Here is a 26,183-nt window from a genome sequence, read left to right on the forward strand (position 1 = left end):
CCGACCCGACCGCCGGGTTCTGCCCGAGCAGGAAGTACCCCTTGATCTTTCCATCGATCATGTCGAGCACCTGCTGGTAGGTGCCGTGATCACCGGTCATCCGGGGCATGTAGCCGTAGCAGTAGTCGTTCTCTGCGGTGGCGGCATCGCCCCAGTACGCCTTGAGCAGGTTGACACCGTAGGTGCGGGCGTTGCCCCAGAAGCCCTTCTGCCCCGGGTGGCGGATGCTGTCCACCCACTCGTCGAAGCTCGGGTGCTCGGCATGGTGTGGCATCGGCAGATACCCGGGCAACAGGTTGAACAACGTCGGGATGTCGGTCGAACCCTGGATGCTGGCGTGCCCCCGCAGCGCCATCACCCCGCCACCCGGACGGCCCATGTTGCCCAACAACAGCTGGATGATCGCACCGGTACGGATGTACTGCACACCCACACTGTGCTGCGTCCACCCCACCGAGTAGACGAGCATGCCGGTGCGGTCCCGACCCGAGTTCTCCGTCCACGCCCGGGCCAGTTCGAAGAACTTCTCCTGCGGGATGCCGCAGACCCGCTCCACCATCTCCGGCGTGTAACGGGCAAAGTGCCGCTTGAGGATCTGGTAGACGCAGCGCGGGTGCTGCAACGTCTCGTCACGTTCGGTCTCGCCACCGACCGGTGCGCCGTGCGACTCGTTCTCCAACCCGGCCGCGGTCTCCCGCTGCGTCTCGCTGTCGCGGGTCGTCTGGTTCTGGCTGTGGCCCTGGTAGCGCCAACTGGCCTGGTCGTAGGTGGCGTTGTCGTCGTTGAAGCCGGAGAACAGCCCGTGCATGTCCTCGGTGTCGGCGTACTCCTCGGTCACGATCGTCGCCGCGTTGGTGTAGGCGACCACGTACTCCCGGAAGTCCAGCTCGTTGTCGAGGATGTAGCGGATCACCCCGCCGAGCAGCGCGATGTCCGTGCCCGCCCGGATGGGCAGGTACGAGTCAGCCAACGCGCTGGTCCGGGTGAACCGTGGGTCGACGTGGATGATCTTCGCGCCTCGGCGCTTGGCCTCCATCACCCACTGGAAACCCACCGGGTGCGCCTCGGCCATGTTCGAACCCTGGATGACGATGACGTCGGAGTTCGACAGGTCCTGCTGATACTGGGTGGCGCCGCCGCGACCGAAGCTGGTCCCCAGACCGGGGACGGTGGCGGAGTGTCAAATACGGGCCTGGTTCTCGATCTGGAGCGCCCCCATCGCGGTGAACAACTTCTTGATGAGGTAGTTCTCCTCGTTGTCCAGCGTCGCCCCACCCAGACTGGAGATACCCATCGTCCGGTTCAGCGGTCGACCCTCGGCGTCGACGTCCTCCCAGGTCTCGTCCCGGGCGGCCAGGACCCGATCGGCGATCATGTTCATCGCCGTGTCGAGGTCAAGGTCCTCCCACTCGGTGCTGTACGGCCGGCGGTAGCGGACGGTGGTCTGCCGCAACGGACTGGTGACCAGGCTCTTGCTGGCCGAACCCTTCGGGCAGAGCCGACCCCGCGAGATCGGGCTGTCCGGATCACCCTCGATCTGGGTGACCTGCCCGTCCTTGACGAACACCCGCTGACCACAGCCAACGGCGCAGTACGGGCAGACCGACCGGGCCATCGAATCGGCGGTGTCGGTGCGGGCGGTGAGCGCGCGGGACCCGTCGGACTTCGCCGCCGCACCCCGGCCCAGCGGGTCCGTGCCGGTGAGCTGGCGATAGACCGGCCAGCCCTCGAACCAGCTGCGCACCCCCATCGCCACACCTTCCCGACCAATCCCGCCAAATATGAACACTCTGACGTTAGATGAGGTGCCGGCCCGGTCGCAGCGGGATCACGAACAGTCATGCCTCCCTCGGCCGTTTCGTTCCGGACGGGAGAGGCATGGGGCACGGCGCTGGTCAGTGCGGCTGCAACTGGTCGCTGAAGGTCCGGTAGCGGCGCAACTCCCAGAACAACCAGCCGATGCTGATGATCGCCAACACGACGAAGACCAGTGAGCCGGAGAACGTGTCCCACAGGGTGTGCAGGACGACGACGCCCAGGAACGTGCCGATGAACCCGAAGAGGCGACCGACGCTCGGGGTCGCCAACAGCGCCCAGAGCGCGCCGGCGGTGAGCCCGGTCCAGGCGGTGTGACCGGCGGGCGCGGTCAGCCCCCGGATGAAGAGCGTCTGCTCCACCGCGCCGATGTTGCCCTGCGAACTCAGCAGCGCGGTGAAGGCGTAGCCCATCGTCTCCAGCGCGGCGAAGCCCATACCGGCCGCCACACCGATGATCAGCCCGTCGGAGGGGACCCGACGCCGATGCTGGGCCACGACCGTGAACAGCAACACCACCGGGATGATCAGCTTCGCCGACTCCTCGATCAGTGCCACGAACAGCATCGGCAGGGTGCCGAGCCCGCGCAGGGTGTCGTACTCCAGGGTGCCGGCGACCACCGTGCCGATCACACCGCCGAAGAACGCCGACGTCACCAACACCGACGCCGGCACCTGCCACCGCCCGGTGCGGGCCTGCGCGAACGTCAGGAACGTCAACGGCACCAGCGTCGCCCCGAGCAGGATCAACGCCGGCACGAAGTTCGGATTCTTGGTGCTGACGAGAGTCCGCAGCACCGCCAGGTAGAGGATCAGTCCGACAACGAAGACTGCCACCCACGCCCACCTGCGCGATCGATCACCCATAGCGCGCAGTCTGGCGGACCAAGGTTACGAAGGCCAACCACGGACCTGAGATCCTGACTACTCCACACGGAGGCGTAGTCCGACAACGATCGACGGGTGCCGGTCAACGCTTCTGGAACATCAACGCCGCTGCTTCTGCGGTCACCTCGATCGCCCAATCAAGCTGCGGACAGTCGTTGCGACCTTGACACTGCGGGCAGCCACCTACCCGCCATGGTCGGTCGACTGCCCGAGTCCAGTGCGCGTCCAGAATCCTCTTGGCAATGAACAGCTCAGTTGCCTTGGAGGCCGGCTCGTCGATCGGCATGGTCGCACCCTTCCCGCGATCATGATGAGTCCCACCTGGGGGCAGAATCCGTGCCTCGCGCTCCCCCAGGTGGGCTTGTCGCCGGGAACCTCGGAGTTTGCCGAAACCAGGGAACCCGACCAGGCACAACTTATTCCAACTTGTAGGAGCAGGTCAAGCAAGACATGGAACTTGTTGGAACAGGTCTGCTCGTGATCGAATTGGGGTGCCGAAGCCAGGGACCCAACGGAGATCGATTCATGCCGACTGAGAAGGTCGATTACCGGCGCATCGCTACCGAGATCACCGAAAAGATCAAATCTGGAGAACTCGCGCCGGGCGAGAAGCTACCGTCCACTCGCGAGCTGGCCGAGCAGTACGGCGTCCACATCTCCACGATCAACCGGGTCATGACGATCCTCAAGGACCGTGCACTGGTGGAGGGGCACCCAGGCAAGGGCGTCTATGTAGCCGAGCCCACGCAGTCGAGTTAGAGAGACCGGTATTAGGCGTGCTGGACATGCCCAGCACGCCACTTGCCGGTCGGTCTCAGCCCCAGTCCTGCAGCTGCTGGAGCAGGTCGGCGTCGCCCTCCATTCGCAGCGAGACAGCCGGGATGCGCATGTACATGAGCAGGGCCATCTCGCTCGCCGTGCCGTAGATGGCGGCGGTGGGCTTGCTCCCGGCCGCCTCCGCCGCGGTGAGGCGGGTGAAGCGGGAACCGGCGGCGTCCACCGTCTGGCGCCAGGAGCCAGCCTCGGTTGCGTGGTAGTCCATGGTGGCGGGCTCGCCCGGCCACGGGACCGTGCCGGTGCAGACCGTGGCAAGGAACTCCTCGACGGCGTCGCCCGCCTCGGTCGTCGGCAGCTCCTGCGGGGTACCGGAGGCCAGTTGGGCATCGTAGGTGTGGATCAGCGACTCCGGGACGCGGCGGCGGGCCACGGCGGCCACCGTGTGCGGCGAGGCCAGCGGCTCCCACCAGGCCCAGCAGCCCCGGTCCGGGCCAGCCTCGCGCAGAGCAGTCAGCAGCTGCTCCGTCGAGTCGGCCAGCCAGGTTATGAGGGCCTCGCGCTCCCTGGGCGCCGCCAGCCCGTCCTTGCTCGGCCGCTCGTCGCCCGGCGCGGTGTTCAGCACGATGTAGGCCCAGAAGCGGTCCCCCTCACTGAGGTGGTTCGCCAGGTCGTACAGCGTCCAGCCCGGGCAGGACGGGACGTCGGCGTCGAGGCTGGGCGCCGCGGCGACGGTGGCGCGGAACGCGGCGGAACGCTCGTCAATCATCCGCAGCAGGGTGGGGAAGTACAGAGGCTCAGGCACGCAGACCTTGTATCACCCGGACCGGGACTCTCGCACTCGATTAAGACCGCCAGCACACGGCGTTAGCATCGATGGGTCGGCCACTGTCCGAGCGAGGGGGGCCATTGGCGACGCGGACATCGCTGCGGCGGTGGGCTGGTGTGCCCGGGTGGGTTCGGGTTGTGGTGATCGCCGTTGTTTGTGTCTTTGCGTATGGCGGGATTGTTCATGTGGGTGACGTGCTCGGTGTCCGGCCGGGTGGTCCCAGTCCGTCCATGCCGGTGTGGCTGATGTGGTACTTCACCTCGCTGACCGTGCTCGACCTACTTGCGGCGCTGTTGCTGGTGCTGCGCCGGCTTGAAGGGCTGTTGCTCGGCTGCGTCGTGCTCGCCAGCGACGCGGCGGCGAACGGGTATGCCAACTACGTACTGGACACCGCTCCTGGGATAACGCTCGGCCGGATCGGGCAAGCGTTCGTCATGGTGCTCGCGGTCGGCCTTATCGCCGCGGCGCCCAGGGTTACACCCTGGCTGCGTCGACCGGGGACGTCTCGGGCTACTGCCGTGACCGAGCGACGTTGACGGTGCCCGCTTTTCTTGAGACAGAGTGGGCAGAGACGCCTGGCTGCGGTCGGCGATCCCACAGCACCAGGCCGGCGAGCAGCATCGCCGCGCCCAGACCGATCATGCCCGACCCCACCGCCGTACGCGCGCCGCCGTCCAGGTGGCCCGCCACGATCCACCCACCGTCGATCCCGAACGCCAGCGGCATCAGCCCTTGCGGGATCACCGGGATCCACCCCACCGTGAGCAACCCCAGCGCCCACGCGGTCGTTCTGTTCTCCCGGTACCACTGCGCGTCCCAGGTCAGCGGGAGCACCGTCTCCGCGGGTCGGCTGCGCTGGCCGGCTGCGGCGAGCACCTCCAGCCCGCGCCGGGCGAGGCGCTCGTCGGCCAGCCACAGGCCACCCCACCAGGCCGCGACACCGCACAACAACCCGACCAGCGGCAGGAGCGGTGCCACCTCCGGTGGGCCCCAGACCACCAGCGCGAGCACCGGTGCGACGGCGATCAGCCCCGCCGCGGTGGCGACCAGGACGCTGACGATGTCGGTCGGGTTGTCGGCCGCAGTGGGGTGTCGCGGGTCGGCCACCGAGCGCACGCGCAGCAGCGACACCCACACCGGCACTGTGGCGCCCGCCCCGAGCAGAGCCGGCAGGGTGGAGAGCGCGGCCAGCGCGTCGACGTCGGGTGCGAGGACGACGCCGGCGACGGTGAGCAGCACCCCGATCGGGGCGAGCAGCACCAACCACGCCGCGGCCCGACCCCGGACCTCGGCCCGTTCGCCGCCCGGCGTGGTGAGCGGCAGCCACAACGCGGTGCCGTCCAGCCCGACCAGCCCGGCCGACATCGCCGCCGCGCCGAGCACCGCGAGCGGTCCGGCCCACGGCAGCAGCAGGTCCACATCGGACAGCAGCGGCAGGCCGGCGAGCAGGGCCCCGTACACCACCGCGAACGCCAGATACTGCAACCGCAGCGGGTGCCGCGTCCAGGACCGCAGCTCGCGGCCCGCAACCGCCCGCGTCGCCGCCGGCACCCACCCCAGCCACTCGCGCCCAGCGGCGGCCGGTGACGCCGCCGCGGTCCGGCGCGGTCGGAACGGCACGCCGGCGGTGAGCACCCGTCGAACAAGCATCAGGTACGCGGCGGCGCAGAGCGCCACGATGCCCACCAGGGTTGCCATCAGGCGTACTCCCTGCCCGGCCGGCCCGGTCACGGCGGTGATCGGCCAACCGCTCGGCACGTACGCCATGGCACGGACCACCTCCTGCGGCGCTGCCACGAGCAGGACCGACACCCACGGGAAGACCGCCCAGAGCGACCCGGCGACGCCCATCGCCGTGCCGGTGAAGATGCCGGTGAGCAGCGCCCCGACCGGGCCACCGGCGTGGCCGACGACCTCCAGTGCGATGGCCGAGCCGATCAGCCCGAGCAGCCAGAGCAGCAGTGCGCCGACGGCGGTGACGAGGACCGCGACAGTGCCGTGCCGGGCGGCGTGCACCGGCAGGGCGGCCAGCGCCACCAGCGAGACAGCCGGACCGATACCGATCGCCGACGCGCCGAGCAGACCGATCGCGGCCGGGACCGCACCGATCGGCTCCAACCGCAGGTGGGCAGGGCGAATCCGGCCGCGCCCGCCGCCGAGCAGCAGCGGCAACACGATCCAGCCGAGCACCCACGCCCCGGCGAGCAGACCGAGAGTGTGCTGGTCGCCGCGGAGCGCGTACCGGATCAGCCAGGCGGCGGCGAGCAGACCGACCAGGCCGGCCACCGTTGGCCCGGGATGCTCGCGCAGCGAGCGGCGCAGCATCGTCGCGCGCATCCGGGCCGGCACGGCGATCGCGCCGAGGATGCCAACCGACCGGCCGGCGACGTGCGGTTCGGCGCTCATCGTGCCCCGGTCAACCAGTCCAGTCCGGCGCTGCCGGAGGCGTCAGCGCCGACCAACTCGACGAACCGGTCCTCCAGGCTGCCGCCGGCGGCGATTTCGGCGACCGGCCCGGCGGCGACCACCCGGCCCTGATGGATCACCGTCACCTCGTCGCACATCTGCTCGACCAGCAGCATCGAGTGGGTGGACAGCACGCAGGTGCCGCCGCCGGCCACGAACCGCCGCAACACCCGGCGGATGGTGGCCGCGGACACCGGGTCGACCGCCTCGAACGGTTCGTCGAGGACGAGCAGCCGGGGCGCGTGCAGCAGCGCCTGGGCGAGGCCCAACTTCTTGCGGGTGCCGGTGGAGCAGTCGGCCAGCGGCGTGCTGGCACCCTTGGCCAGGCCGAGCACGTCGATCAGTTCGGCGGCACGGTCGGTGGCCGCGGCCCGGGGCAGCCCGCGCAGGCCGGCGCTGTAGCGCAGCAGCTCGGCGCCGGTGAGGCGCTCCGGAAAGTCGAGACCGTCGGGTAGCACGCCGATCAGCGCGCGGGTCAGGCTGCGGTCGCGCAGCGCGTCGTGGCCGAGGATCCGGATCTCCCCGGAATCCGGAGTGACCAGCCCGACGGCCACCCCGATGGTGGTGGACTTGCCGGCGCCGTTGGGCCCGACGATGCCGTGGAACGTGCCGGGATGGACGGTCAGATCGATGCCGTCCACCGCGCGGTGCGCCGCGAAGGTCTTGACCAGGCCACGGATCTCAAGTGCCGGGGGGATCACGCGCCGAGCATAGGTGACCGTACGCGACTGTGTGGCCCGCTCGATCCATAGTGGACGCGCGGTTCAGGCGATGTGCACCAGCCGGAAGCGTTCGGTCACCACCAGAGTGTCGTCGTCCACCGTGAAGTCGGGGTCGCCGAGCTCGGCGCGCAACTCCGCGCTGTGCCAGAACGTCTCGTGCCCCGCGCGCCACTGCGCCACCGACTCGTCGCCCTCCCCCTCGGCCAGGGCATGTGACAGGTCGACGTCGGCGAGCCGGACCACCCGTACGTCGGTCAGCTCGATGACCGCGACCCGCCGACCCGCCGAGTCCACCACGGCAGACAGCTGGCCCACCTCGGGCAGCGGCTCGTCCGCGTGCTCGTAGCCGACCAGCAGGCCGGTCGTCGAGGTCTTCGCCCCGGACAGGATCGCGCCCACCAGCTTGTCGCGCAGCGGCCCTGGAAAGGCGAACTCGGCGAGTGGAAGATCATCGAGGTGCATCCGTGGAGGGTATGCCATCCCGTGCATCCTGGGGGTCCGTCGTCGACAAGCTCGCGGCGGAGTGGCACGGTCTCGTCATGGCCACCTATGACGTCGCCCTCGTGCTGCTCGTCGATCCGTCGGGTGCGGTGCTCCTGCAGCACCGCGACGAGGATGCGGTCGTCTCGCCGGGCCAGTGGAGCCTGCCGGGTGGCCATGTCGAGCCCGGCGAGTCACCGGAGGCGGCGGCCCGCCGCGAGTTGCTGGAGGAAACTGGTCTGACGGCGGGTGAGCTGCACCCGCTGTGGAGCGGTCCGCGTCCGTACGAAGCGGGTTTTCCGCACACCGTGACCGTTCACGTGTTCCGTGGCACCACCACGGCTCGTCAAAAGGACGTGGTGGTCGGCGAAGGGCAGGCGATGGTGTTCATCCCCCGGGACGAGGTGTTCGATCGTGAGCTGGCGGTCTCCACCGTGCTGATCCTGCGCATGATCTAAGTGCGCGTGCCGGATACGGCAAGGCCCAGACCGGAGGTCCGACCTGGGCCTTGCCGTTGCGGTGCCTTGCGGGCCGGCCGGGTCAGGCGCAGATCCATCGGACCGGGGTCGAGTAGTGGTTGCCGTACGCGATGTCGTCATCGGTCAGCCCGGTGATGTCGGCGATCGAGGAGGGCGACGGCCCGAACGGCAACGTACGGTCGACGCCGTTCTGCCGGAGCCACTGCTTGTTCTCGTAAACCTGCTCGTAGGCCACCGAGCCACGCGCGTTGACGGCGTGCACCGCCGCCCCGTGAGCGAGCAGGGCCGGGGCCGTTCCGGGTGCCCACAGCAGAGCGAGCTGGCTGGACCCGGTGTATTCCTCGCCTACCACCACGCCGGCGCTGATCCCGGTCAGGTCCCAGAAGGTGTCTGGGCCCGGCGCGTAGCCCGGCAGGATCTCCGGCTGGGCGTTGGGCGCCCACCGCACCGGCTTGTCGGCCAGGTAGCCGATGACGGTGCCATCGGCGTCGACATCGATCGCCCGGCTGTCGCCGGAACCGGGCAGTGCCCGTACGGTGTTGTCCCGCGCCCAGGTCACCGCCGTCGGTTGCCCGTCGGCGGACCGTACCCATCCGGCCACGGTGCCGTCCCCGGCGATGGCGCTCGCGATGGTCTGCACGCTGTCCGGCAGACCCGGCAGCGCGGTTACCTGCCCGTCCGAATACCGCCACGCGGTGCTGCGGTAGAGCCCATCCTCGGAGGACGCGTTGCCGACGAAGTCGCCCTGCTCGTTGACCTCCTTCAGCGAGCCCGCCGGCGTGCCGAGGTTGGTCGGCACGCCGTTGTCCCACCGGATGACGTGCTCGCGCCAGTCGGTGTCCGTGGCGTACGCGATCTGGAACCGGCCGCTGGGGTCGGCGTGGTGGACCTTGATGGCCTGCCACGACCCGGCCGGCACCCGCAGATTCTCGCGGACGCACGGCGGGCCCACCTCGACCGCCTCCACGGCCGTGGCGGTCGAGGGCAGGGTGGTCACGCTCGCCACCACCGAAGCCACCGCCGTCAGCGCGGCAAGACCTTGTCGGAATTCCATCGAAACCCCCGTGTTTCAACAGACGTCATCTACGGCTGCCGATCTTAAGCCGCGTCGATGAGTCGTGGTGTCCCCGGTTGGTGTCAGGTGTGGTGGTGGATCGGGGTCGCCAGGTCGCTGAGCGGGCGACCCGAGCCGCCCCAGGTCTGGGCGGTGATCTCGGCGGCGATCGCCACGGCCGTCTCTTCCGGCGTCCGCGCGCCCAGGTCCAGCCCGATCGGTGAGCATAGGCGGGCCAGCGCGCTCTCCGGGACACCCGCCTCGCGCAGCCGGCGCATCCGATCGTCGTGCGCACGCCGGCTGCCCATCGCGCCGATGTAACGGGCGGGCGTGGCGAGGGCGACCCGGAGCAGCGGCACGTCGAACTTGGGGTCGTGGGTCAGGACGCAGAGCACCGTGCGGTCGTCGACGGTCGTCGACTCCAGGTACGCGTGCGGCCAGCGGACGACGAGGTCGTCGACGTCCGGAAAACGCGCACGGGTGGCGAACACCGGGCGGGCGTCGCAGACCGTGACGTGGTAGCCAAGGAACTTGCCGATCCGGGCCATCGCGGCGGCGAAGTCGATCGCACCGAAGATGATCATACGGGGTGGTGGCACGTACGACTGGACGAACACGGCCACCTCGTCGCCGCGCTGCTGCCCCTGCCGGCCCAGGTGGATCGTGCCGGTGACGCCGAGGGCGAGCATCCCGGTCGCCTGCCGGGCCGCCGCGTCGTCCAGGTCGGGTGCGCCGAGGCTGCCCGCGACCCGATCGGGCCAGATCACCAGTTGAGCGTTCTCGACCGATGCGGTGGCGACCGCACGGCCGTCGCGAATCGCGGCGAGGACCTGATCGAACTCGGTCATCGCGACGCTCGGTTGCACCAGGACCTGGATGGTGCCACCGCAGGTCAGACCGACGTCCAACGCGTCGTCGTCGCTGACGCCGAAGGTCTGGGTGTGCGCCGCGCCGGTCCGGATCGCGGTCCGGCAGAGTTCGTAGACGGCGCCCTCGACGCAGCCGCCCGAGATGCTGCCCACCACGTCTCCGTGCGCCGAGACGGCCATCGCCGCGCCAGGTTGCCGGGGCGCGGACTGCCAGGTTCGCGCGACGGTCGCGACGGCGAACGCGACGCCCGCGGCGCGCCAGCCGGCCAGCCCGTCGACGATGTCCCGCATGGCCGCACGATCCGCGAGCCCCGGCAGCACCGTCAACGGTGACCTAAGCAGTTGCTTAGGTCACCGTTGACTTTGACCACCGCCGGGCAGAGATTTTGCCGGAATGCGGAGGTGCGACATGCAGGTGCCGGCACCGTTCGAGTACGAGCGAGCCACCAGTGTGGACCATGCGATCAGCCTGCTGGAGCGGCTGGGCGGGACAGCCCGCCTGATCGCCGGCGGGCACAGCCTGTTGCCGATGATGAAGCTCCGGCTGGCCAACTTCGACTATCTGATCGACATCAACGACCTGCACGGCGAGTTGGGCTACGTCGAGGCGGGCCCGGACGAGATCCGCATCGGTGCGCTGACCCGCCATCGGGAACTCCTCGAATCCCCCGTGCTGGCGACAGCGTTCCCGATCTTCGCCGACGCCGAACGGGTGATCGCCGACCCGGTGGTGCGCAACCGGGGCACGCTGGGCGGCTCGCTGTGCCAGGCCGACCCGTCCGAGGATCTGTCGGCGGTCTGCACGACGCTGGACGCGCGGTGCGTGATCCGTGGTCCGGGCGGCGCGGAGCGGGTCGTGTCGATGGAGGAGTTCCACGTCGGGCCGTACGAGACGGCCGTCGCGGACGACGAGATCCTGGTCGAGATCCGGCTACCGGTACGGCCCGGCTGTGGCAGCGCGTACGCCAAGGTCGAGCGCCGGGCCGGCGACTGGGCCGTGGTGTCGGCAGGCGCGGCGGTGTGGCTCGACGGCGGCGCGATCGTCGACGCCCGGGTCGGGCTCGCGGCCGTCGGCCCCAACACCACGGGCATCCCGGCGATCTCGGCGGCGCTGCGCGGGCAGGAACCCTCGGAGAGCCTCTACGAGCAGGCCGGGGCGATCGCGGCGGACAGCTGCGACCCGGTGACCGACCAGCGCGGCAGCGCGGACTACAAGCGGCATCTGGCCGCCGAGCTGACCCGGCGGACCCTGCGCCGGGCCGTCGAACGGGCGAGGAGCTGAGCATGCAGGTCACCATGACCGTCAACGACGTCGAGGTCACCCGGGAGATCGAGGCCCGGCTGCTGCTGGTGCACTTCCTGCGCGACGTGCTGGGTCTGACCGGCACGCACTGGGGCTGCGACACCAGCAACTGCGGCACCTGCGTGGTCTGGCTCGACGGCGAGCCGGTGAAGTCGTGCACGGTGCTCGCGGCGATGGCCGGCGGCCACCAGGTGCGTACCGTCGAGGGCCTCGCCAAGGGCGCCGAGCTGGACCCGATCCAGCAGGGGTTCATGCAGTGCCACGGTCTGCAGTGCGGTTTCTGCACCCCGGGGATGATGATGACCGCGCGGGCACTGCTGGACCGCAACCCCGACCCGAGCGAGACGGAGATCCGGGAGGCGATCTCGGGTCAGATCTGCCGGTGCACGGGTTACGCCACCATCGTGCGCTCGGTCCGCTGGGCCGCCGTGGCGGAGGCGCAGGCCGCGGCCCAGGTCACCGAGACCACCGAATCGTCCGAGGCCGGCGAGATCGACAACGCTGGCCAACCCGCGGAGGCCGTGGCATGACCACTGTGCACGAGCGCGTGGACACGTTCCACGACAACGACCAGAAGCCCGTCGGGTACGGCCGGATGCTGCGCAAGGAGGACCCGCGCTTCCTGCGTGGTCGTGGCCGGTACGTCGACGACGTCCAACTGCCCGGCATGCTGCACCTCGCGATCCTCCGGTCGCCGGTGGCACACGCCCGGATCGTCAGCATCGACACCAGCGCCGCCGAGGCGTCGCCCGGGGTGAAGGCGGTGGTGACCGGGGCGATGCTGGCGCAGCAGAACCTGGCCTGGATGCCGACGCTCTCCAACGACGTGCAGGCCGTGCTCGCCACCGACAAGGTGCGTTTCCAGGGCCAGGAGGTGGCGTTCGTCGTCGCCGAGGACCGGTACGCGGCGCGTGACGCGCTGGAACTGATCGACGTCGAGTACGACGTTCTCGACCCGGTGATCGACGCGCGCCGGGCGTTGGCGTCGGACGCACCGCTGATCCGCGACGATCTGGACGGCAAGACGAACAACCACTGCTTCGACTGGGAGACCGGCGACGAGGCGGCAACCGAGGCGGTCTTCGCCCGCGCCGACGTCGTGGTCAGTCAGGATCTCGTCTACCCGCGGGTGCACCCGGCGCCGATGGAGACGTGCGGGGCGGTCGCCGACTACGACGCGGTCGACGGCAAGCTGCGGCTCTGGTCGACCACCCAGGCCCCGCACGCGCACCGCACCCTCTACGCCATCGTGGCGGGCCTGCCCGAGCACAAGATCCAGGTGATCTCGCCGGACATCGGCGGCGGGTTCGGCAACAAGGTGCCGATCTACCCCGGGTACGTCTGCGCGATCGTCGCCTCGATCGTCACCGGCAAGCCGGTGAAGTGGATGGAGGACCGCTCGGAGAACCTGATCAGCACCGGTTTCGCCCGCGACTACATCATGCGCGGGGAGATCGCGGCGACCCGCGACGGCCGGATCCTCGGCATCCGCACCAACGTGCTGGCCGACCACGGCGCGTTCAACGGCACCGCCGCCCCGGTGAAGTACCCGGCCGGCTTCTTCGGGGTCTTCACCGGCAGCTACGACATCGAGGCCGCGTACTGCAAGATGACCGCGGTCTACACCAACAAGGCGCCCGGCGGCGTCGCGTACGCCTGCTCGTTCCGGATCACCGAGGCGGTCTACCTGGTCGAGCGGATCGTCGACTGCCTCGCCGACGAACTCGGCATGGACCCGGCCGAGCTGCGCTTGAAGAACTTCATCCAGCCGGAGCAGTTCCCGTACACGACGAAGACCGGCTGGGTGTACGACTCGGGCAACTACGAGCCGACGATGCGGCTCGCGATGGAGATGGCCGGCTACGACGAGTTGCGCCGCGAGCAGGCCGAGAAGCGCGCCCGGGGCGAGCTGATGGGCATCGGCATCGCGTTCTTCACCGAGGCCGTCGGCGCCGGGCCGCGCAAGGACATGGACATTCTCGGGCTGGGCATGGCCGACGGCTGCGAGCTGCGCGTCCACCCGACCGGCAAGGCGGTGGTACGCCTCAGCGTGCAGTCGCAGGGCCAGGGGCACGAGACGACGTTCGCGCAGATCGTCGCCGAGGAGATCGGGATCCCCCCGTCGGACATCGAGGTGCTGCACGGCGACACCGACAACACCCCGTTCGGCCTCGGCACGTACGGCAGCCGCTCGACGCCCGTCTCGGGCGCGGCGGCGGCCCTGGTGGCCCGGAAGGTCCGCGACAAGGCCCGGATCATCGCCTCGGGGATGCTCGAGGTGTCGGTCGCCGACCTGGAGTGGGAGAAGGGCGCGTTCCACGTCGCCGGTGACCCGGGCCGGTCCGTCACGATCCAGGACATCGCCCTGCGCGCGCACGGCGCGGGCGACCTGCCCGAGGGCATCGAGGGTGGCCTGGAGGCGCAGATCTGCTACAACCCGTCGAACCTGACGTATCCGCACGGCGCGTACATCTGCGTGGTGGACATCGACCCCGGCACGGCACAGGTGACGGTACGACGGTTCATCGCGGTCGACGACTGCGGCACCCGGATCAACCCGATGATCATCGAGGGGCAGGTGCACGGCGGGTTGACCGACGGGGTCGGCATGGCGCTGATGGAGATGATCGCGTTCGACGAGGACGGCAACTGCCTCGGCGCGTCCCTGATGGACTACCTGATCCCGACGTCCCTCGAAGTGCCCGACTGGGAGACCGGCTTCACCGTCACGCCATCACCGCACCACCCGATCGGCGCGAAGGGCGTGGGCGAGTCCGCCACCGTGGGGTCGCCGCCCGCGATCGTCAACGCGGTCGTGGACGCCCTGAAGCCCTTCGGCGTCCGCCACGCCGACATGCCGCTGACGCCGTCGCGGGTCTGGGACGCGATGCGCGGCCAGGCCCGGCCGCCGATCTGAGGAGCCGAGGATGACCAGCATCGCCGAACGCGCCCGGGAGCTGACCGACACCCGGGAGCCGTTCGTCCACGCCACAGTGGTCCGCGCGCAGGATCCGACGTCGGCCCGGCCGGGCGACGACGCGGTGATCCGGTCCGACGGCTCGATCGAGGGCTTCGTGGGCGGGGTGTGCGCGGAGAGTTCGGTGCGCGCCGCCGCCCTCGACACCCTGCGCGACGGCACCGCCCTGCTGCTGCGGGTGCTGCCGGAGGGCGCGACCCCGTTCCCGGACACGCCGGGGGCGCGGGTGGTGGTCAACCCGTGCCACTCCGGTGGAGCGATCGAGGTCTTCCTCCGACCGATACTGCCGGCACCGGCGCTGCACGTGGTCGGTGACACCCCGATCAGCGCCGCCGTGGCGACCCTCGCAGCGTTCCTCGACTTCGACGTCGTCGCCGCCGACGACAGCACCGGGTGCACCGCGGTGGTGGTGGCCGGGTTGGGCAAGGGCGAGCCGGAGGCGATCCGGGCCGCGCTCGACGCCGGCGTCGGGTACGTCGCATTGGTCGCCAGCGGCAAACGCGGCGTGGCCCTGCTCGACGAACTGGGCCTCACCGACGCGGAACGCGCCCGCGTCCACACCCCGGCCGGGCTGGAGATCGGCGCGCGTACGCCGGCGGAGATCGCCCTGGCGATCATGGGTGAGGTGGTCCGGGCCATCCGGATGGACGGGTTGGCCCCGGCCTCCGGCGCGCCGGCCGCCCGGCCGCAGCAGGCCGTCGACCCGGTGTGCGGGATGACAGTGCTGGTCGGGGCGGAGACGCCGCACGCGCGCGTCGACGGGCAGGACCTCTGGTTCTGCTGCGCCGGTTGCCTCGCGAGTTACTCGGCGGCGTGACCCGTGTTCCTGACCGGCGTGGTGCTCGCCGCGGGAGCGTCGGTGCGGCTCGGCGAGGCCAAGCAACTGCTCCCGTACCGGGGGCGGACGCTGCTCGACGCCACCCTCGACCTGGCCCGCTCGTGCGGCTTCGACCAGTTGCTCGTCACCCTGGGCGGCGCGGCGGGCGGCATCCGCGACCGGGTGGACCTGACCGGCTGCCAGGTCGTGCAGAACCCGGCGTTCAGCACCGGCTGCGGGTCGTCGGTGCGCACCGCCGCGCGTGCGGTGGACCCGCGCGCCGACGCGCTCGTGCTGCTCCTCGGCGACCAGCCCGGCGTCCGCGCCGCGGACGTCCGCCGGGTCGCCGCGGCGGGCACCCCGCTGGCCGTGTGCCGGTACGCGGACGGCCTCGGCCACCCCTTCCGCTTCGGCCGCGAGGTCCTGCCCGAGTTGTACGACCTGCACGGCGACAAGGCCGTCTGGAAGCTCCTGCACTCCGGGCGCCACCCGGTGACCGAGGTGCCCGTCGACGGGCCGGTGCCGATCGACGTGGACACCCGGACCGACTACGAGCGCCTGCTGGCGGGCGAGGCATGAAGGACGCCCAGGCCGTCCGCGATCGCCTCGACGCCGTCGACTACCTGGTCGACGACGGCATGGCGATGGCCCTGTTCCTGGCCCTGCGCCTCGGCCGGCCCCTGCTGCTGGAGGGCGAGCCGGGGGTTGGCAAGACCGCCGCCGCGAAGGCTCTGGCCCGCGCGCTGGAGACACCGCTGATCCGATTGCAGTGCTATGAGGGGCTCACCGCGGGCGAGGCGCTCTACGAATGGAACTACCAGCGGCAACTGCTGGCGATCCGGCTTGCCGAGGCGCATCACACCCGGCTCACCGACGCGGACCTGTTCACCGCCGAGTACCTCCAGGAACGGCCGATCCTGCGGGCCGTACGCCACCGTGGGCCGGTCCCGCCGGTGCTGCTGATCGACGAGATCGACCGGGCCGACGACGAGTTCGAGGCGCTGCTGTTCGAGTTTCTCGGCGAGGCCGGCATCACGATCCCCGAACTCGGCACCTTCACCGCCCGCACACCACCCGTCGTGGTGCTCACCTCGAACCGCAGCCGGGAGTTGCACGACGCGCTGCGCCGCCGCTGCCTGTACCACTGGATCGACTTCCCCGAACCGGCCCGCGCCGTGGAAATCGTCCGCCGGGCCGTACCGGACGCGACCGGGCCGCTGATCCAGACGGCCGTGCAGTTCATCAACGGCGTACGCCACCGGGAGTTGGAGAAGGCGCCCGGGATGGCGGAGACCATCGACTGGGTGGGTGCGCTGTCCGTACTGGGCGTCACCGACCTGGCCGCCGACGGTGTCGCGCAGACCATCGGCACCATCGCCAAGACCCCCGACGACCGCGCCGTGGTCGCCTCCGCGCTCGGCGCCCACCAGGAGAGCCCGCCATGAAGATCACCAACGAGTTCGCGGTCACCGTCCCGATCGAACGGGCCTGGGCGGTGCTCACCGACCTGGAAGGGCTCGCGCCGTGCCTGCCGGGTGCTCAGCTGACCGACGTCGACGGCGACGTCTACCAGGGCCGGGTGCGGGTCAAGGTCGGGCCGGTCGTCTCGGAGTTCGCGGGCACCGCCCGGTTCGTCGAGAAGGACGACGCCGCGTACCGCGGGGTGATCGACGCGAAGGGCCGTGACGCCCGCTCGGCAGGCACCGCGTCCGCGTTGGTCACCGCGCACCTGCGGCCGGACGGCGACCGGACGTTGGTCAGTGTGGACACCGATCTGAAGATCTCCGGCAGGCTGGCCCAGTTCGGCAGCGGCATGATCAGGGAGGTGTCGAGCAAGCTGCTGGCCCAGTTCGTCGCCAACCTGGAGGCCAAGCTCGCTGCCGAACCGCCGGCCCCGCTTTCGAACGCCGAACCCGTGGCGGCCACGTCCGCCGCGCTGCCCGAGCCAACCCCGGCGGCGTCCGAGTCAACCCCGGCGGCGTCCGCCGCGCCGCCCGAGCCAACTCCGGCCGCGTCCGCCACGGCGGTCGCGACCACCCCCGGCACGGCCGCCGTCGCACCCTCACCCGTCGAGCCGGAGGCGCTCGACCTGCTCAGCATCGCCGGCGGGTCGGTCACCAAGCGCCTCGTACCGGTGCTCGTCGGTGTGGTCGCGGTCGGCGCGGTGATCGCCTGGCTGGTCGCGCGCCGGTGAGTCCGGGTGTGCTGCGCGGCGTCGACCGGGCCGCGTTCGCTGTGGCCCTCGCCGGCCGGCTGCGCCGAGCCGGCGTCGCGGCCGGGCTGACCACCGTCGACGACTTCGTCCGGGCGCTCGCCGCCAGCCCGCCCGACTCGATGTCGTCGCTCTACTGGGCCGCCCGGATCAGCCTGGTGCGACGGCACACCGACGTCCCCGCGTTCGACCGGGTCTTCGCGGCGATCTTCGCGGACCCTCCACCGTTGCCCCGATCGCAGCGGTCCACGCCCCCGACCGACCGCCCTGACGACGTGTACGCACGGGTGCCGGCCGACACCGACGACGCGGGGTCGGGCGGCGGCCTGCCGTGGGCGACAGTGCCGCCGGCGGTCGCCGAGACGCCCGAACACGACACCGCGCTACGACTGCCCGAGCGGCGCCCGAGCGCCCACACCGGGCTCGCCGACCGTCCGTTCGACGACCTCGACGCCGCACAGGTCACGCAACTCGGCGACGCCCTGCGCGCGGCCGTCGCCGGCTGGCCGACCCGACGCACCCGGCGACACACCGTCGGCTCGTCCGGTGCCCGGATCGCGTTGCGGGCCACCATCGCCCGGGCACGTCGTACCGGCTGGGAACCCGTCGAGGTCGTCCGCGCGCGCCCGGTACGGCGGCCGCGCCGGGTGGTGCTGCTCTGTGACGTCAGCGAGTCGATGCGGGCGCAGGCGACCGCGTACCTGCATCTGATGCGGGCGTTCGCGGTGGTCGCCGACGCGGAGGTGTTCGCGTTCGCCACGACGCTGACCCGGCTCACCGTGGTGCTCCGGGACACCTCGGCGGCCGAGGCGGTCGCGCAGGCCAGCGCCGCCGTGACCGACCGATACGGCGGCACCCGGATCGCCACGAACCTGCGCGCCCTGCTCACCTCCCACCACGCGGAGGCCGTACGCGGGGCGGTGGTGGTGATCGGGTCGGACGGTTGGGACAGCGATCCGCCCGCCGACCTGGCGGCGGTGATGGCCCGGCTGAGCCGCCGCGCGTACCAAATCGTCTGGTTGAATCCCCGCGCCGGCGCTCCCGGCTTCGCCCCCCGGGTCGGCGGGATGGCCGCCGCACTCCCCTACTGCGACCGGATGCTGCCGGCCGGCACCTTCCAGGACCTGCTGGTCGTCGCCCGTCAGCTCCAGAGCGTCACGTGCACCGATGGTCGGAAATGGCCGACGCTGACGCCCGCGCCGCGCATCATCGCCTGAATCGCCCTCGGCGTCGACGAGAAGCGCGCCAGCTCGTCGGCGGCCGACATCGCGTCGGGGGTGGCGAGCACCTGCGCATGCCACACCGCCTCCATCGTCGCGTGCGGCCCCACCACCTGCCCGAGCTGGCCCTGACGGATGTCCGGCGCGACGGTGAACGCGAGGGCCGGTGCCACCCCCCTGCCCCGCTTGGCCTCGCCCAGCGCGGCCGCGTGGCTCTGGAAGATCTGCTGCCGCTCTTCCGGCACGGCGAGCCGGCGCAGCAGCGCCGGGACCGCGCCCCACTCGGTGGCGGCCGACGGCCCGAGCAGCCAGGTCTGCTCCCGCAGCTGCCCCGGGGACGCCGCCAGGCCGGCCAGTGGATGCTCCGGACCGACGGCGATCACGAGCCGGTAGTTCATCACCGGCCGGCAGCCGATGGCGCTGTCGACGACCGAGGGTTGCGGCCCGATCGCGATGTCCGCGGCGCGGGTCAACAACAGCGACTCGAACGAGCCCGGGTTGCGCACGCTCAACTCGACGTCGAGGTCGGCGGCCCGCTTCGCGAAGAGTTCGATCAGCCCCGGCGCGGCGAACTCGGCGAACAGGCTCGACGCGGCGACCCGCAACATCCGTCGCCCGCGCGTCGCGGCGCTGACCTCCAGCATGGTGCGGTCCTGCAGGCCCAGCAGCTCCGCCGCGCGACTGGCCAGCCGCAGCCCACCCGGGGTGAACGCGAGGCCCGCCGCCGTCCGGGCGAAGAGCTTGTCGCCGAACTCCTTGCGCAGCTGGGCGATGTGCAGCGACACCGCCGACTCGGAGACCTGAAGCTCCGCGGCGGCCTGCTTGACCGAGCCAAACCGGACCACGGCGACGTACGCGCGCAGCTGTGTCGGGGTCACCGGCGTCACCCTCTCCCCCGCGATCGCGTGACTCGGCTCGGCGTCGAGACGAACGTCGATCATCCCGCGCCGGCCCGTCCCACCGCCAGCGGCCGATCATCTGATCGTCGGGCCCGGTGCCGTTCAGCGCCGGACCGAAGGGGGTGACGACTGCTCCGGTCAGCTGTCGGTGGTGGCCGCCTGGCTCCCGGACACGCAGTACACGTCGCCGGAGTTCGCGGCGTGCGGCAGGTCGTGCAGGTACGTCGCCAGGTCGGTCGCGGGCATCCAGCGGTGGAAGGTCATCGACTTGTCGTCGCCCAACGCGACGTCGAAGCCGTCGAAGCCGAGCGCCGTCACGCGATCGAGGCACCGGTAGGCGACCGCCCGCGCGATGGTGGTGAACTCGAACGACAGCGCGGGCAGTGGGCGGCTCAGCCCGGCCAGCACTTCGTCCTCGAAACCCTCAACGTCGATCTTGGCGAAGGCCGGCACGCCGTACGTCTCGATCAGCGCGTCGACGGTGACCACCGGGACCTCGATGTCGGCGTCCCACACCTCGCCCTCCCACCCGCCCGCGCCCTTCGCCGCCCGCACGAAGTCGGGCGAGGCGGTCGACACGGTGGGGTTGGCGGAGTTGACGTGCAGGCGGGTTCGCCCGGGGAGCGCGCCACACGCGGCGTCGACCACTGTCACCTGGCCGTCGTCGGCGTAGATCGCCCGCAGGGCGCGCAGACACAGCGGCTGCGGTTCCACGGCGACGACGCGGGCGCCGAGGCGACGGAAGCTGCCGATGTGGTCGCCCACGTGCGAGCCGATGTCGAAGACGAGGTCACCGCTGTTGACGAAGCGCGAGTAGAAGGCGTCCATCCTCGCGTCCCGCTCGGGATCGCCGTAGTAGACGTCCAGCGACCGGTGCAGCGGGGACAGGGCCGGATCGGTGCGGAGCGCCGCGATCCTGGTGCTGGTGGTAGCCGTCATCTGTCGGTGTCCAGTCCGTGAGGGAGGTGGCCGGGGTTACGGTCCGAAAGCGGTCAGGAACCGGTCCCGGAAGGCGTCCATCCGCCAGACCGGTGCCTGCGGCCCCGGCTTCAGCCCGTCCTGCCAGCCCCACCCGGAGATCCGGTCCAACACGGCCCGGTCCCGGGTGATGATCGAGATGGGTACGTCGTGGCTGGCGTTCTCGCCGGTGACGACCGCGGCGGGCTGGTGGTCACCGAGGACGATGAACACCAGGTCGTCGTCTCCGTAGGTCTGCACGTAGGAGATGAGCGTGCCGAGGGTGTACTCGATCGACTTTCGGTAGTCCGCCCGGATCTGGGTGGTGGTGCGGCGCTTGTCGTCCGACCTGCCAGCGCCGGCCCCGCGGAAGACCGCGCCGTCGCCGACGTCGGCCCAGTCGAGCAGCGGCGGAACGGGTGTCCAGGGCGCGTGACTCGACACCAACGCCAGCTCGGTCATCACGTTGCCGTTGCTCTTCGTCTGCTCCAGGCGCTGCCAGCTGGCCAGGGTGAACTGGTCGGGCGGAGTGCCGAAGCTGAACTTCGGGCCACGGTACGCGAGCGTCTTGGCGTTGTAGAACCGGTCGTAGCCGAAGAAGGAGCCCTCCGGCCACGCCTTGGTGACGGCGGGCATCACGCCCACGGTCTGCCAGTTCGCCCGTCGGAAGGCACCGTTGAGCGTCATCCGGTCACTGGCCAGCAGGGTGCGGTGTCGCTGGTCGTTGTCGATCCACAGGCCGGACAGCAGGGTGTCGTGCGCGAGCCAACTGCCGCCACCGAAGGTCGGCGAGGTGAGGAAACCGCTCTGCGCGGCGAAGCCCGCCGCGCCCAGCTCGCTGGTGCCGCGGTCGAGCACCGCACCGACCTGCGGCGCGAACTCCGGGTCCTCGACGGCGTCCCGGCCGTAGCTCTCCACGAAGGCGACGACCACGTTCTTGCCGCGCAGCGCGGTCAGGAGCTGGTCACCCGGGGTGTCACCGAACCTGTCGGCCTCGATCAGCGCGCCGAACGTCTTGCGGTCGTCGAGGCGCAGGCGCACCTGGAAGCCGTGACCGTTGGCCAGGGTGGTCGCGGACGTGTCGGCGACCGGCACGCCCTCGACCACCCGCACGTTGAACGCGGCGCAGGCCACCCAGACGACCACCAGCGCGGCCACCATCCGGGTGGTCGCGGTGCGGTGCCGGAGCACCAGCCGGCGCAGTCGCCGCATCGACAGGGTGACCAGTGTGGGCAGACCAACGACCACGACCGCCAGGGTGATCGCGGCGCCGATGGCGGCGGGCCGGCCGTACGACTCGCTGAGGAAGGCGAAGCCCTCGTCGAGGAGCGCCCAGTCGAGCACCGGGTCGAACGCCCGGCTCAGCGAGGCGGAGAACCCCAGGTCGAACAGCTTCAGCAGGCCGAGCAGGCCGAGGGCCGCACCGGCGAGCGTCGCGACCAGTCGGCTGCTACGAGACGGCAGAGCGAGCAGGAGGGCCACGAGCAGCAGCGCCTCCAGCGGGATCCGTACGAACGCCGCCGGGCTGAGTCGACCGAAGTCGTACGGCACGGTGAGGACGAGCAGCACGAGCAGCGCGGCGAGGACCGTCGTCAGCCGGGCCGCGATCGAGCGCTTCGGCGGGCCCTCGGCCTCGGTGCCGTCGGTGGCGGTGCCGTCCGGGACTTCGTCCCTCATCGGTCTCCGTCCCTGGCTCGGCAGCTGACGTACGCGCGTCAAGAGCGACAACCCGGGCATCCTTCCATGATCTTTGTTGGGCGCGGCGTCCGGGCGGGTCAGACGCGGGCGATCCCGCGTCGGGCCACCGTGACGGTGGGACGGTCCGGCCAGGTCAGCCCATCCGTTCGGCCCGAGCCCAGCCCAGCGCCGGCGCTCGGGGCACTGTGGCTCACCGGGCTGCTCGCGTGGGCCATCGCGCCGACGGTGTCGGGGCTGACGAGGTGGCGGAGGTGGCGGGTCGTCCAGAGCCACCTGACGTCACGCCCGAACGACTCGACCAGCAGCGCCAGCGACGCCACCAGCACGAATGTCGTCAGTGCCGGGGGCAGCGCGTCGCCCATCGCCACCGTCAGCACCACGCCCTGGACGGCGGCGACGACCTTGCGCCAGTAGCGCGGCGGCAGGGAGCCGCGCATCCAGCCCAGCACCCAGCTCGCGGCGACGAAGACGTAGCGCATCGCGCCGATCGCGAGCACCCAGCCACCCACCGAGGGGGCCACGTGCAGGCAGAGCACCAGGACCAGGAACGAATCGATTTCCATGTCGAAGCGCGCGCCGAGTTCGCTGGTGGTCCCGGTGCGGCGGGCCGTGTACCCGTCCACGGCGTCGAGGGCCAGCGCCACGCTGGTGAGGACGACCATCAGGGTGATCGGCGCCGACCGGCCGAACGAGTCGGCGACCAGGGCCGTCACCCCGCCGACGAGGATCGCCCGGCTCAGGGTCACCCGGTCGGCGGGGCTCAGCGCATCCGCGCCCGAGCGGGACATTCCTCGGCTGAGCAGGGCACACAGGCCCACCCCGTACGCCAGCCCGGCCACCCAGCCCGCCGCGCCCAGACCGACCGTCTCGCCGAGCACCGCCAGCAGGACGATCTGCACGAGCAGCCCGAGGACCGGACCAGTTCGAACCATTGACATCGTGCCTCCGTGACTCTGGTGGGTGACCCTGACCGTCATCACGGAAAACATGACCGATCGGTTCATTCTGAACGCGACCTGGCAGGGCGCCGCGGAGGTACGTGCCCCTTCGTCGGCGGGTTAATCGTCCACCGTGGGCGGCCCGTCGTCGGTTGACCGTCGAGGCGTCGGTCGTGACGTGCGGGTCAGTGCGTCGGCAGGGTGAGCACGTCCACGCCGTCGTCGGTGATGGCGATGGTGTGCTCGCTGTGCGCCGTCCGGCCGCCCGTCGCGCTTCGGAGTGTCCAGCCGTCGGCGTCGGTGACGAGCGTGGCGGTGTCCGCCATGACCCACGGCTCCAGGGCCAGCAGCAGCCCCGGGCGCAGGCGGTATCCGCGACCGGGACGCCCGGTGTTGGAGACGTGCGGGTCCTGGTGCATCGTCGACCCGACGCCGTGGCCGCCGAACTCCGTGTTGATCGAGTATCCCGCCGCGCTGAGGACCGAGCCGATCGCGTGGGAGATGTCACCGATGCGAACGCCGGGGCCGGCGGCTGCGATCCCCGCCTGCAACGCGCGCTCGGTCGCGTCGATCAGCGCGACGCTCTCCGGGGGCCGCACGTCGCCGACGATGAAGCTGATGGCCGAGTCCGCGACAACTCCACCGTGGGAGACGGCGAGGTCGAGCGAGAGCAGGTCGCCGTCGGCGAGCGAATAGTCGTACGGCAACCCGTGCAGCACGGCGTCGTTCACCGACGTGCAGATGTAGTGGCCGAACGGCCCGCGCCCGAAGGACGGCTCGTAGTCGACGTAGCAGGACTGCGCCCCGGCCTCGGTGATCATGGCCTGCGCCCACCTGTCGATGTCCAGGAGGTTGGTGCCGACCACGCAGCGGCTCTTGAGCGTCTGCAGGATGCCGCCGACCAGCGCGCCGGTCTCCTTCGCTCGCAGCACGTCGGTGGGGCTCAGGATCTCGATCATGCAGCGCCTTCCTCGGGCAACCAATAAGTATCCCGGCCATATTATCCCGGTACTAGAATCGGAGCATGGTCAGGTTGCCACTCACTCCCGCGGAGGTCGAACGCGGACAGCGCCTCGGCGCCCTGCTGCGTCGAGCCCGCGGAGAGCGTTCGATGCTCCTCACCGCGCTGGACGCGGGCGTCTCGCCGGAGACCCTTCGAAAGATCGAGTCCGGCCGGATAGCCACCCCCGCCTTCCCGACAATCGCGGCGATCGCCGACGTGCTCGGCCTCTCCCTCGACGCGGTGTGGGCGGAGATCAACCACTCCGACGAGGGGGCCGGGCTGGCAGGCTCAGGCCGCGAACCGGTCGAGCGGCTGGCCTCGTAGGGTCCGACACGAGGCCATGATCCGCACAGGAACAGGGAAAGTGCTGCCTCACTCGCCGCAGAGGCACCTACATCCCTGAACTTGTGCAGATCTTGGCCGATGCGGAACCTGTTGCGCTCCGGCTCAGCACGCTGGCTGAGTTGGTGGCGTTTCCGGGCCAGCGGGTGGGACGCTCGACGGGTGATCCGTCGACACTTCGTCTGGCTCGGCTTGGCGATCGGGCTGCTCGCCGGTTGCTCCGAGCCGCCGTACCGATTCCCGGATCGAAGCGCGGTCGACGTTCAGGCCGAGGAGGAGCGTCTCGCGACGCTCCTCCCCAGCGTGCTGCTCGGCGGACCGGGCACCTGCAAGGTTCGCCTGCTCGGGCGGGACGCCTCGTCCTCGTTCGCCTGGGCGCACTGCGAAGCACTGGGCCCAGGGTCCGTCTCCGGTGTCTCGACACCGGTACGGGTGGACGGCGACCGCGTCACACAGCCCGGCGACGGCAGTGAATACCCCCCGAGCGTGCGTCGAATGTTCCCGGAGCGGTTGGCAGAAGCTGTCCTCGACGACGACGGCAGTCTGCGCCCTTGAGCGATGCGGTCGCAGGGTCCGGCGGATGATCAGGTCGGGTCGGCCAGCCACGGCGTGAGGACGGCAGGGTCGGCGACGAACTGCTCCGCCTGCGTACGCTCCGGCTCGGTCAGGGTCAGCGCCCGGAGGCGGGCGCCCCACTCGGGGACGCGCTCCGCCTTCCCCAACGCCACCGACAGCTCGATCAGGGCGGCCAGCGCCATCGCCTGCTCGACCACCGGCGCGTCGTCGGCGTGGCGGCGCATCCCCGAGTCGAGCGCACGGTAGGCAGCTCGGTCGTCCATCTTGAACTCGCGCAGGATCCGCGCGTTGTCGAGCACCCGCGCCAGGCCCTGCAACTCCGCCGACCCGCCGTACTCCAGGTCCTCCGGCTCGTCGCGCTGGATGAAGGTGATGGTGTTGCCCGACGGGTCGACGATGCTGAACCGCGACGCCCCGGCGCGGTAGCGGGTCATCCGGGGCAGGCCCTTGACCAGTACCTTTCCGTAGCCGCGACGCATCGTCTCGGCGAACGTCGCGTGGTACGGCGCGACCGCGTCGACCATCACCAGGCAGCCGCCGGACGTCTCCTTCGCCGGGTCCAGATCCTTGGGCGCGGGCCCGTAGTGCAGTTGGAACCCACTCCACTGCAAGGCCAGGTACACGTACGGCTTGAGCTGCTTGTAGGTCACCTCGAACCCGAGCGCCTGCCAGAACGCCAGGGTCTCCTCCGGCGCCGGGCAGGGCAGCAGCGGCAGTGTCGTCTCGTTCGGCTGGACGCGATCCTCTGTGGTCGTCACTGTTCGCTCCCCCGTGTGGTCGGCAGATTGGCCATTGTGCCAGCGCGGGCGACGGTCCTCGGCGGGATTCGCCTCCTACCCAGGGAGGAGACCCCGCTCCGACCGCTG

The 26,183-nt window shown here is 70.8% G+C and carries 27 protein-coding genes and 1 pseudogene; 13 read left to right on the forward strand and 15 right to left on the reverse strand.

The window, feature by feature from the left end; translation table 11 throughout:
- The 3 genes from V6U86_RS27455 to V6U86_RS27465 all read right to left on the reverse strand — a co-directional run.
- A partial coding sequence (locus V6U86_RS27455) for a molybdopterin-dependent oxidoreductase (protein ID WP_334508132.1) occupies nt 1–1,750 on the reverse strand: 1,750 nt, incomplete at its 3' end.
- A gap of 145 nt (nt 1,751–1,895) precedes the next feature.
- Nucleotides 1,896–2,651 carry a PrsW family intramembrane metalloprotease gene (locus tag V6U86_RS27460; protein WP_334508134.1) on the reverse strand — a complete coding sequence of 252 codons (756 nt, stop codon included), beginning with the start codon at nt 2,649–2,651 and terminating at the stop codon, nt 1,896–1,898.
- A gap of 133 nt (nt 2,652–2,784) precedes the next feature.
- Nucleotides 2,785–2,988 carry a hypothetical protein gene (locus V6U86_RS27465; RefSeq protein WP_334508136.1) on the reverse strand — a complete coding sequence of 68 codons (204 nt, stop codon included), beginning with the start codon at nt 2,986–2,988 and terminating at the stop codon, nt 2,785–2,787.
- Nucleotides 2,989–3,227: 239 nt separating this feature from the next.
- Here V6U86_RS27465 and V6U86_RS27470 point away from each other — a divergent pair, with 239 nt between their 5' ends.
- Nucleotides 3,228–3,461 carry a winged helix-turn-helix domain-containing protein gene (locus V6U86_RS27470; RefSeq protein WP_334508138.1) on the forward strand — a complete coding sequence of 78 codons (234 nt, stop codon included), beginning with the start codon at nt 3,228–3,230 and terminating at the stop codon, nt 3,459–3,461.
- Between the two features lie 55 nt (nt 3,462–3,516).
- On the opposite strand, the gene V6U86_RS27475 is transcribed toward V6U86_RS27470, so the two are convergent.
- The gene (locus V6U86_RS27475; RefSeq protein WP_334508140.1) at nt 3,517–4,281 is read right to left on the reverse strand and encodes a maleylpyruvate isomerase family mycothiol-dependent enzyme; all 765 of its coding nucleotides are present in this window, start codon (nt 4,279–4,281) and stop codon (nt 3,517–3,519) included.
- A gap of 254 nt (nt 4,282–4,535) precedes the next feature.
- On the opposite strand from V6U86_RS27475, the gene V6U86_RS27480 reads away from it, so the two are divergent.
- Nucleotides 4,536–4,841, forward strand: coding sequence for a hypothetical protein (locus tag V6U86_RS27480; protein ID WP_334508142.1), 306 nt, complete (start codon nt 4,536–4,538; stop codon nt 4,839–4,841).
- Here V6U86_RS27480 and V6U86_RS27485 read toward each other — a convergent pair.
- The 3 genes from V6U86_RS27485 to V6U86_RS27495 form a co-directional block, all read right to left on the reverse strand.
- Entirely contained in the window at nt 4,816–6,711 is a 1,896-nt protein-coding gene (locus V6U86_RS27485; protein WP_334508144.1) for a hypothetical protein, read from the reverse strand. The two genes, V6U86_RS27480 and V6U86_RS27485, sit on opposite strands and share 26 nt — an antisense overlap.
- Nucleotides 6,708–7,472: an ABC transporter ATP-binding protein gene (locus V6U86_RS27490; protein WP_334508146.1), complete on the reverse strand. Its 765-nt coding sequence runs from the start codon at nt 7,470–7,472 to the stop codon at nt 6,708–6,710. Before V6U86_RS27490 ends, V6U86_RS27485 begins: the two co-directional genes overlap by 4 nt.
- Before the next feature lie 63 nt (nt 7,473–7,535).
- Complete coding sequence (locus V6U86_RS27495) at nt 7,536–7,955, reverse strand: ASCH domain-containing protein (RefSeq protein ID WP_334508148.1); 420 nt, start codon at nt 7,953–7,955, stop codon at nt 7,536–7,538.
- 77 nt (nt 7,956–8,032) lie between these two features.
- Here V6U86_RS27495 and V6U86_RS27500 point away from each other — a divergent pair, with 77 nt between their 5' ends.
- Nucleotides 8,033–8,431, forward strand: a complete 399-nt coding sequence (locus tag V6U86_RS27500; RefSeq protein ID WP_334508150.1) for an NUDIX hydrolase — start codon at nt 8,033–8,035, stop codon at nt 8,429–8,431.
- Between the two features lie 82 nt (nt 8,432–8,513).
- On the opposite strand, the gene V6U86_RS27505 is transcribed toward V6U86_RS27500, so the two are convergent.
- Both V6U86_RS27505 and V6U86_RS27510 read right to left on the reverse strand, forming a co-directional pair.
- Nucleotides 8,514–9,506: a hypothetical protein gene (locus V6U86_RS27505; protein WP_334508151.1), complete on the reverse strand. Its 993-nt coding sequence runs from the start codon at nt 9,504–9,506 to the stop codon at nt 8,514–8,516.
- Between the two features lie 83 nt (nt 9,507–9,589).
- Nucleotides 9,590–10,666, reverse strand: a complete 1,077-nt coding sequence (locus V6U86_RS27510) for an XdhC family protein (protein WP_334508153.1) — start codon at nt 10,664–10,666, stop codon at nt 9,590–9,592.
- Between the two features lie 118 nt (nt 10,667–10,784).
- Between V6U86_RS27510 and V6U86_RS27515 the strand changes: the two genes are divergently transcribed.
- From V6U86_RS27515 to V6U86_RS27550, 8 genes are read left to right on the forward strand one after another with little or no spacing between them, the layout of a single operon-like run.
- Nucleotides 10,785–11,657 carry an FAD binding domain-containing protein gene (locus tag V6U86_RS27515; RefSeq protein ID WP_334508155.1) on the forward strand — a complete coding sequence of 291 codons (873 nt, stop codon included), beginning with the start codon at nt 10,785–10,787 and terminating at the stop codon, nt 11,655–11,657.
- A 2-nt stretch (nt 11,658–11,659) separates the two neighbouring features.
- On the forward strand, nt 11,660–12,208 hold the full coding sequence (locus tag V6U86_RS27520; RefSeq protein ID WP_091399278.1) for a (2Fe-2S)-binding protein: 549 nt from the start codon (nt 11,660–11,662) through the stop codon (nt 12,206–12,208).
- Complete coding sequence (locus V6U86_RS27525) at nt 12,205–14,595, forward strand: aerobic carbon-monoxide dehydrogenase large subunit (protein WP_334508163.1); 2,391 nt, start codon at nt 12,205–12,207, stop codon at nt 14,593–14,595. Before V6U86_RS27520 ends, V6U86_RS27525 begins: the two co-directional genes overlap by 4 nt.
- 10 nt (nt 14,596–14,605) lie before the next feature.
- The gene (locus tag V6U86_RS27530; protein WP_334508165.1) at nt 14,606–15,472 is read left to right on the forward strand and encodes an XdhC family protein; all 867 of its coding nucleotides are present in this window, start codon (nt 14,606–14,608) and stop codon (nt 15,470–15,472) included.
- Between the two features lie 3 nt (nt 15,473–15,475).
- Nucleotides 15,476–16,051 (forward strand): nucleotidyltransferase family protein, encoded by a 576-nt coding sequence (locus V6U86_RS27535; RefSeq protein WP_334508167.1) that lies wholly within the window; start codon nt 15,476–15,478, stop codon nt 16,049–16,051.
- Nucleotides 16,048–16,917, forward strand: coding sequence for an AAA family ATPase (locus V6U86_RS27540; RefSeq protein ID WP_334508169.1), 870 nt, complete (start codon nt 16,048–16,050; stop codon nt 16,915–16,917). The genes V6U86_RS27535 and V6U86_RS27540 overlap by 4 nt, the downstream gene beginning before the upstream one ends.
- Nucleotides 16,914–17,666, forward strand: a complete 753-nt coding sequence (locus tag V6U86_RS27545; protein WP_334508171.1) for an SRPBCC family protein — start codon at nt 16,914–16,916, stop codon at nt 17,664–17,666. Before V6U86_RS27540 ends, V6U86_RS27545 begins: the two co-directional genes overlap by 4 nt.
- Nucleotides 17,663–18,901 carry a vWA domain-containing protein gene (locus tag V6U86_RS27550; RefSeq protein WP_334508173.1) on the forward strand — a complete coding sequence of 413 codons (1,239 nt, stop codon included), beginning with the start codon at nt 17,663–17,665 and terminating at the stop codon, nt 18,899–18,901. Before V6U86_RS27545 ends, V6U86_RS27550 begins: the two co-directional genes overlap by 4 nt.
- On the opposite strand, the gene V6U86_RS27555 is transcribed toward V6U86_RS27550, so the two are convergent.
- The 5 genes and pseudogenes from V6U86_RS27555 to map form a co-directional block, all read right to left on the reverse strand.
- Nucleotides 18,826–19,782 carry a LysR family transcriptional regulator gene (locus tag V6U86_RS27555; protein WP_334508175.1) on the reverse strand — a complete coding sequence of 319 codons (957 nt, stop codon included), beginning with the start codon at nt 19,780–19,782 and terminating at the stop codon, nt 18,826–18,828. The genes V6U86_RS27550 and V6U86_RS27555 overlap by 76 nt on opposite strands.
- 159 nt (nt 19,783–19,941) lie before the next feature.
- A complete protein-coding gene (locus V6U86_RS27560) occupies nt 19,942–20,742 on the reverse strand; it encodes an FkbM family methyltransferase (protein ID WP_334508177.1) in 801 nt (266 codons plus the stop codon).
- 36 nt (nt 20,743–20,778) lie between these two features.
- A complete protein-coding gene (locus V6U86_RS27565; RefSeq protein ID WP_334508179.1) occupies nt 20,779–22,437 on the reverse strand; it encodes a sulfatase-like hydrolase/transferase in 1,659 nt (552 codons plus the stop codon).
- A gap of 251 nt (nt 22,438–22,688) precedes the next feature.
- Nucleotides 22,689–23,396, reverse strand: a pseudogene (locus V6U86_RS27570) (CDP-alcohol phosphatidyltransferase family protein); the annotation flags it as partial.
- A gap of 185 nt (nt 23,397–23,581) precedes the next feature.
- Nucleotides 23,582–24,355 (reverse strand): type I methionyl aminopeptidase, encoded by a 774-nt coding sequence (map, locus tag V6U86_RS27575; protein ID WP_334508181.1) that lies wholly within the window; start codon nt 24,353–24,355, stop codon nt 23,582–23,584.
- A 65-nt stretch (nt 24,356–24,420) separates the two neighbouring features.
- Between map and V6U86_RS27580 the strand changes: the two genes are divergently transcribed.
- Together V6U86_RS27580 and V6U86_RS27585 are read left to right on the forward strand one after the other, a co-directional pair.
- Nucleotides 24,421–24,723, forward strand: a complete 303-nt coding sequence (locus tag V6U86_RS27580; RefSeq protein ID WP_334508183.1) for a helix-turn-helix domain-containing protein — start codon at nt 24,421–24,423, stop codon at nt 24,721–24,723.
- A 99-nt stretch (nt 24,724–24,822) separates the two neighbouring features.
- Nucleotides 24,823–25,296 carry a hypothetical protein gene (locus V6U86_RS27585; protein ID WP_334508185.1) on the forward strand — a complete coding sequence of 158 codons (474 nt, stop codon included), beginning with the start codon at nt 24,823–24,825 and terminating at the stop codon, nt 25,294–25,296.
- A gap of 29 nt (nt 25,297–25,325) precedes the next feature.
- On the opposite strand, the gene V6U86_RS27590 is transcribed toward V6U86_RS27585, so the two are convergent.
- Nucleotides 25,326–26,075 carry a glyoxalase gene (locus tag V6U86_RS27590; RefSeq protein ID WP_334508187.1) on the reverse strand — a complete coding sequence of 250 codons (750 nt, stop codon included), beginning with the start codon at nt 26,073–26,075 and terminating at the stop codon, nt 25,326–25,328.
- Nucleotides 26,076–26,183: the final 108 nt, after the last annotated feature.

This window comes from Micromonospora sp. CPCC 205558 (assembly GCF_036902955.1).
Lineage (GTDB): Bacteria > Actinomycetota > Actinomycetes > Mycobacteriales > Micromonosporaceae > Micromonospora.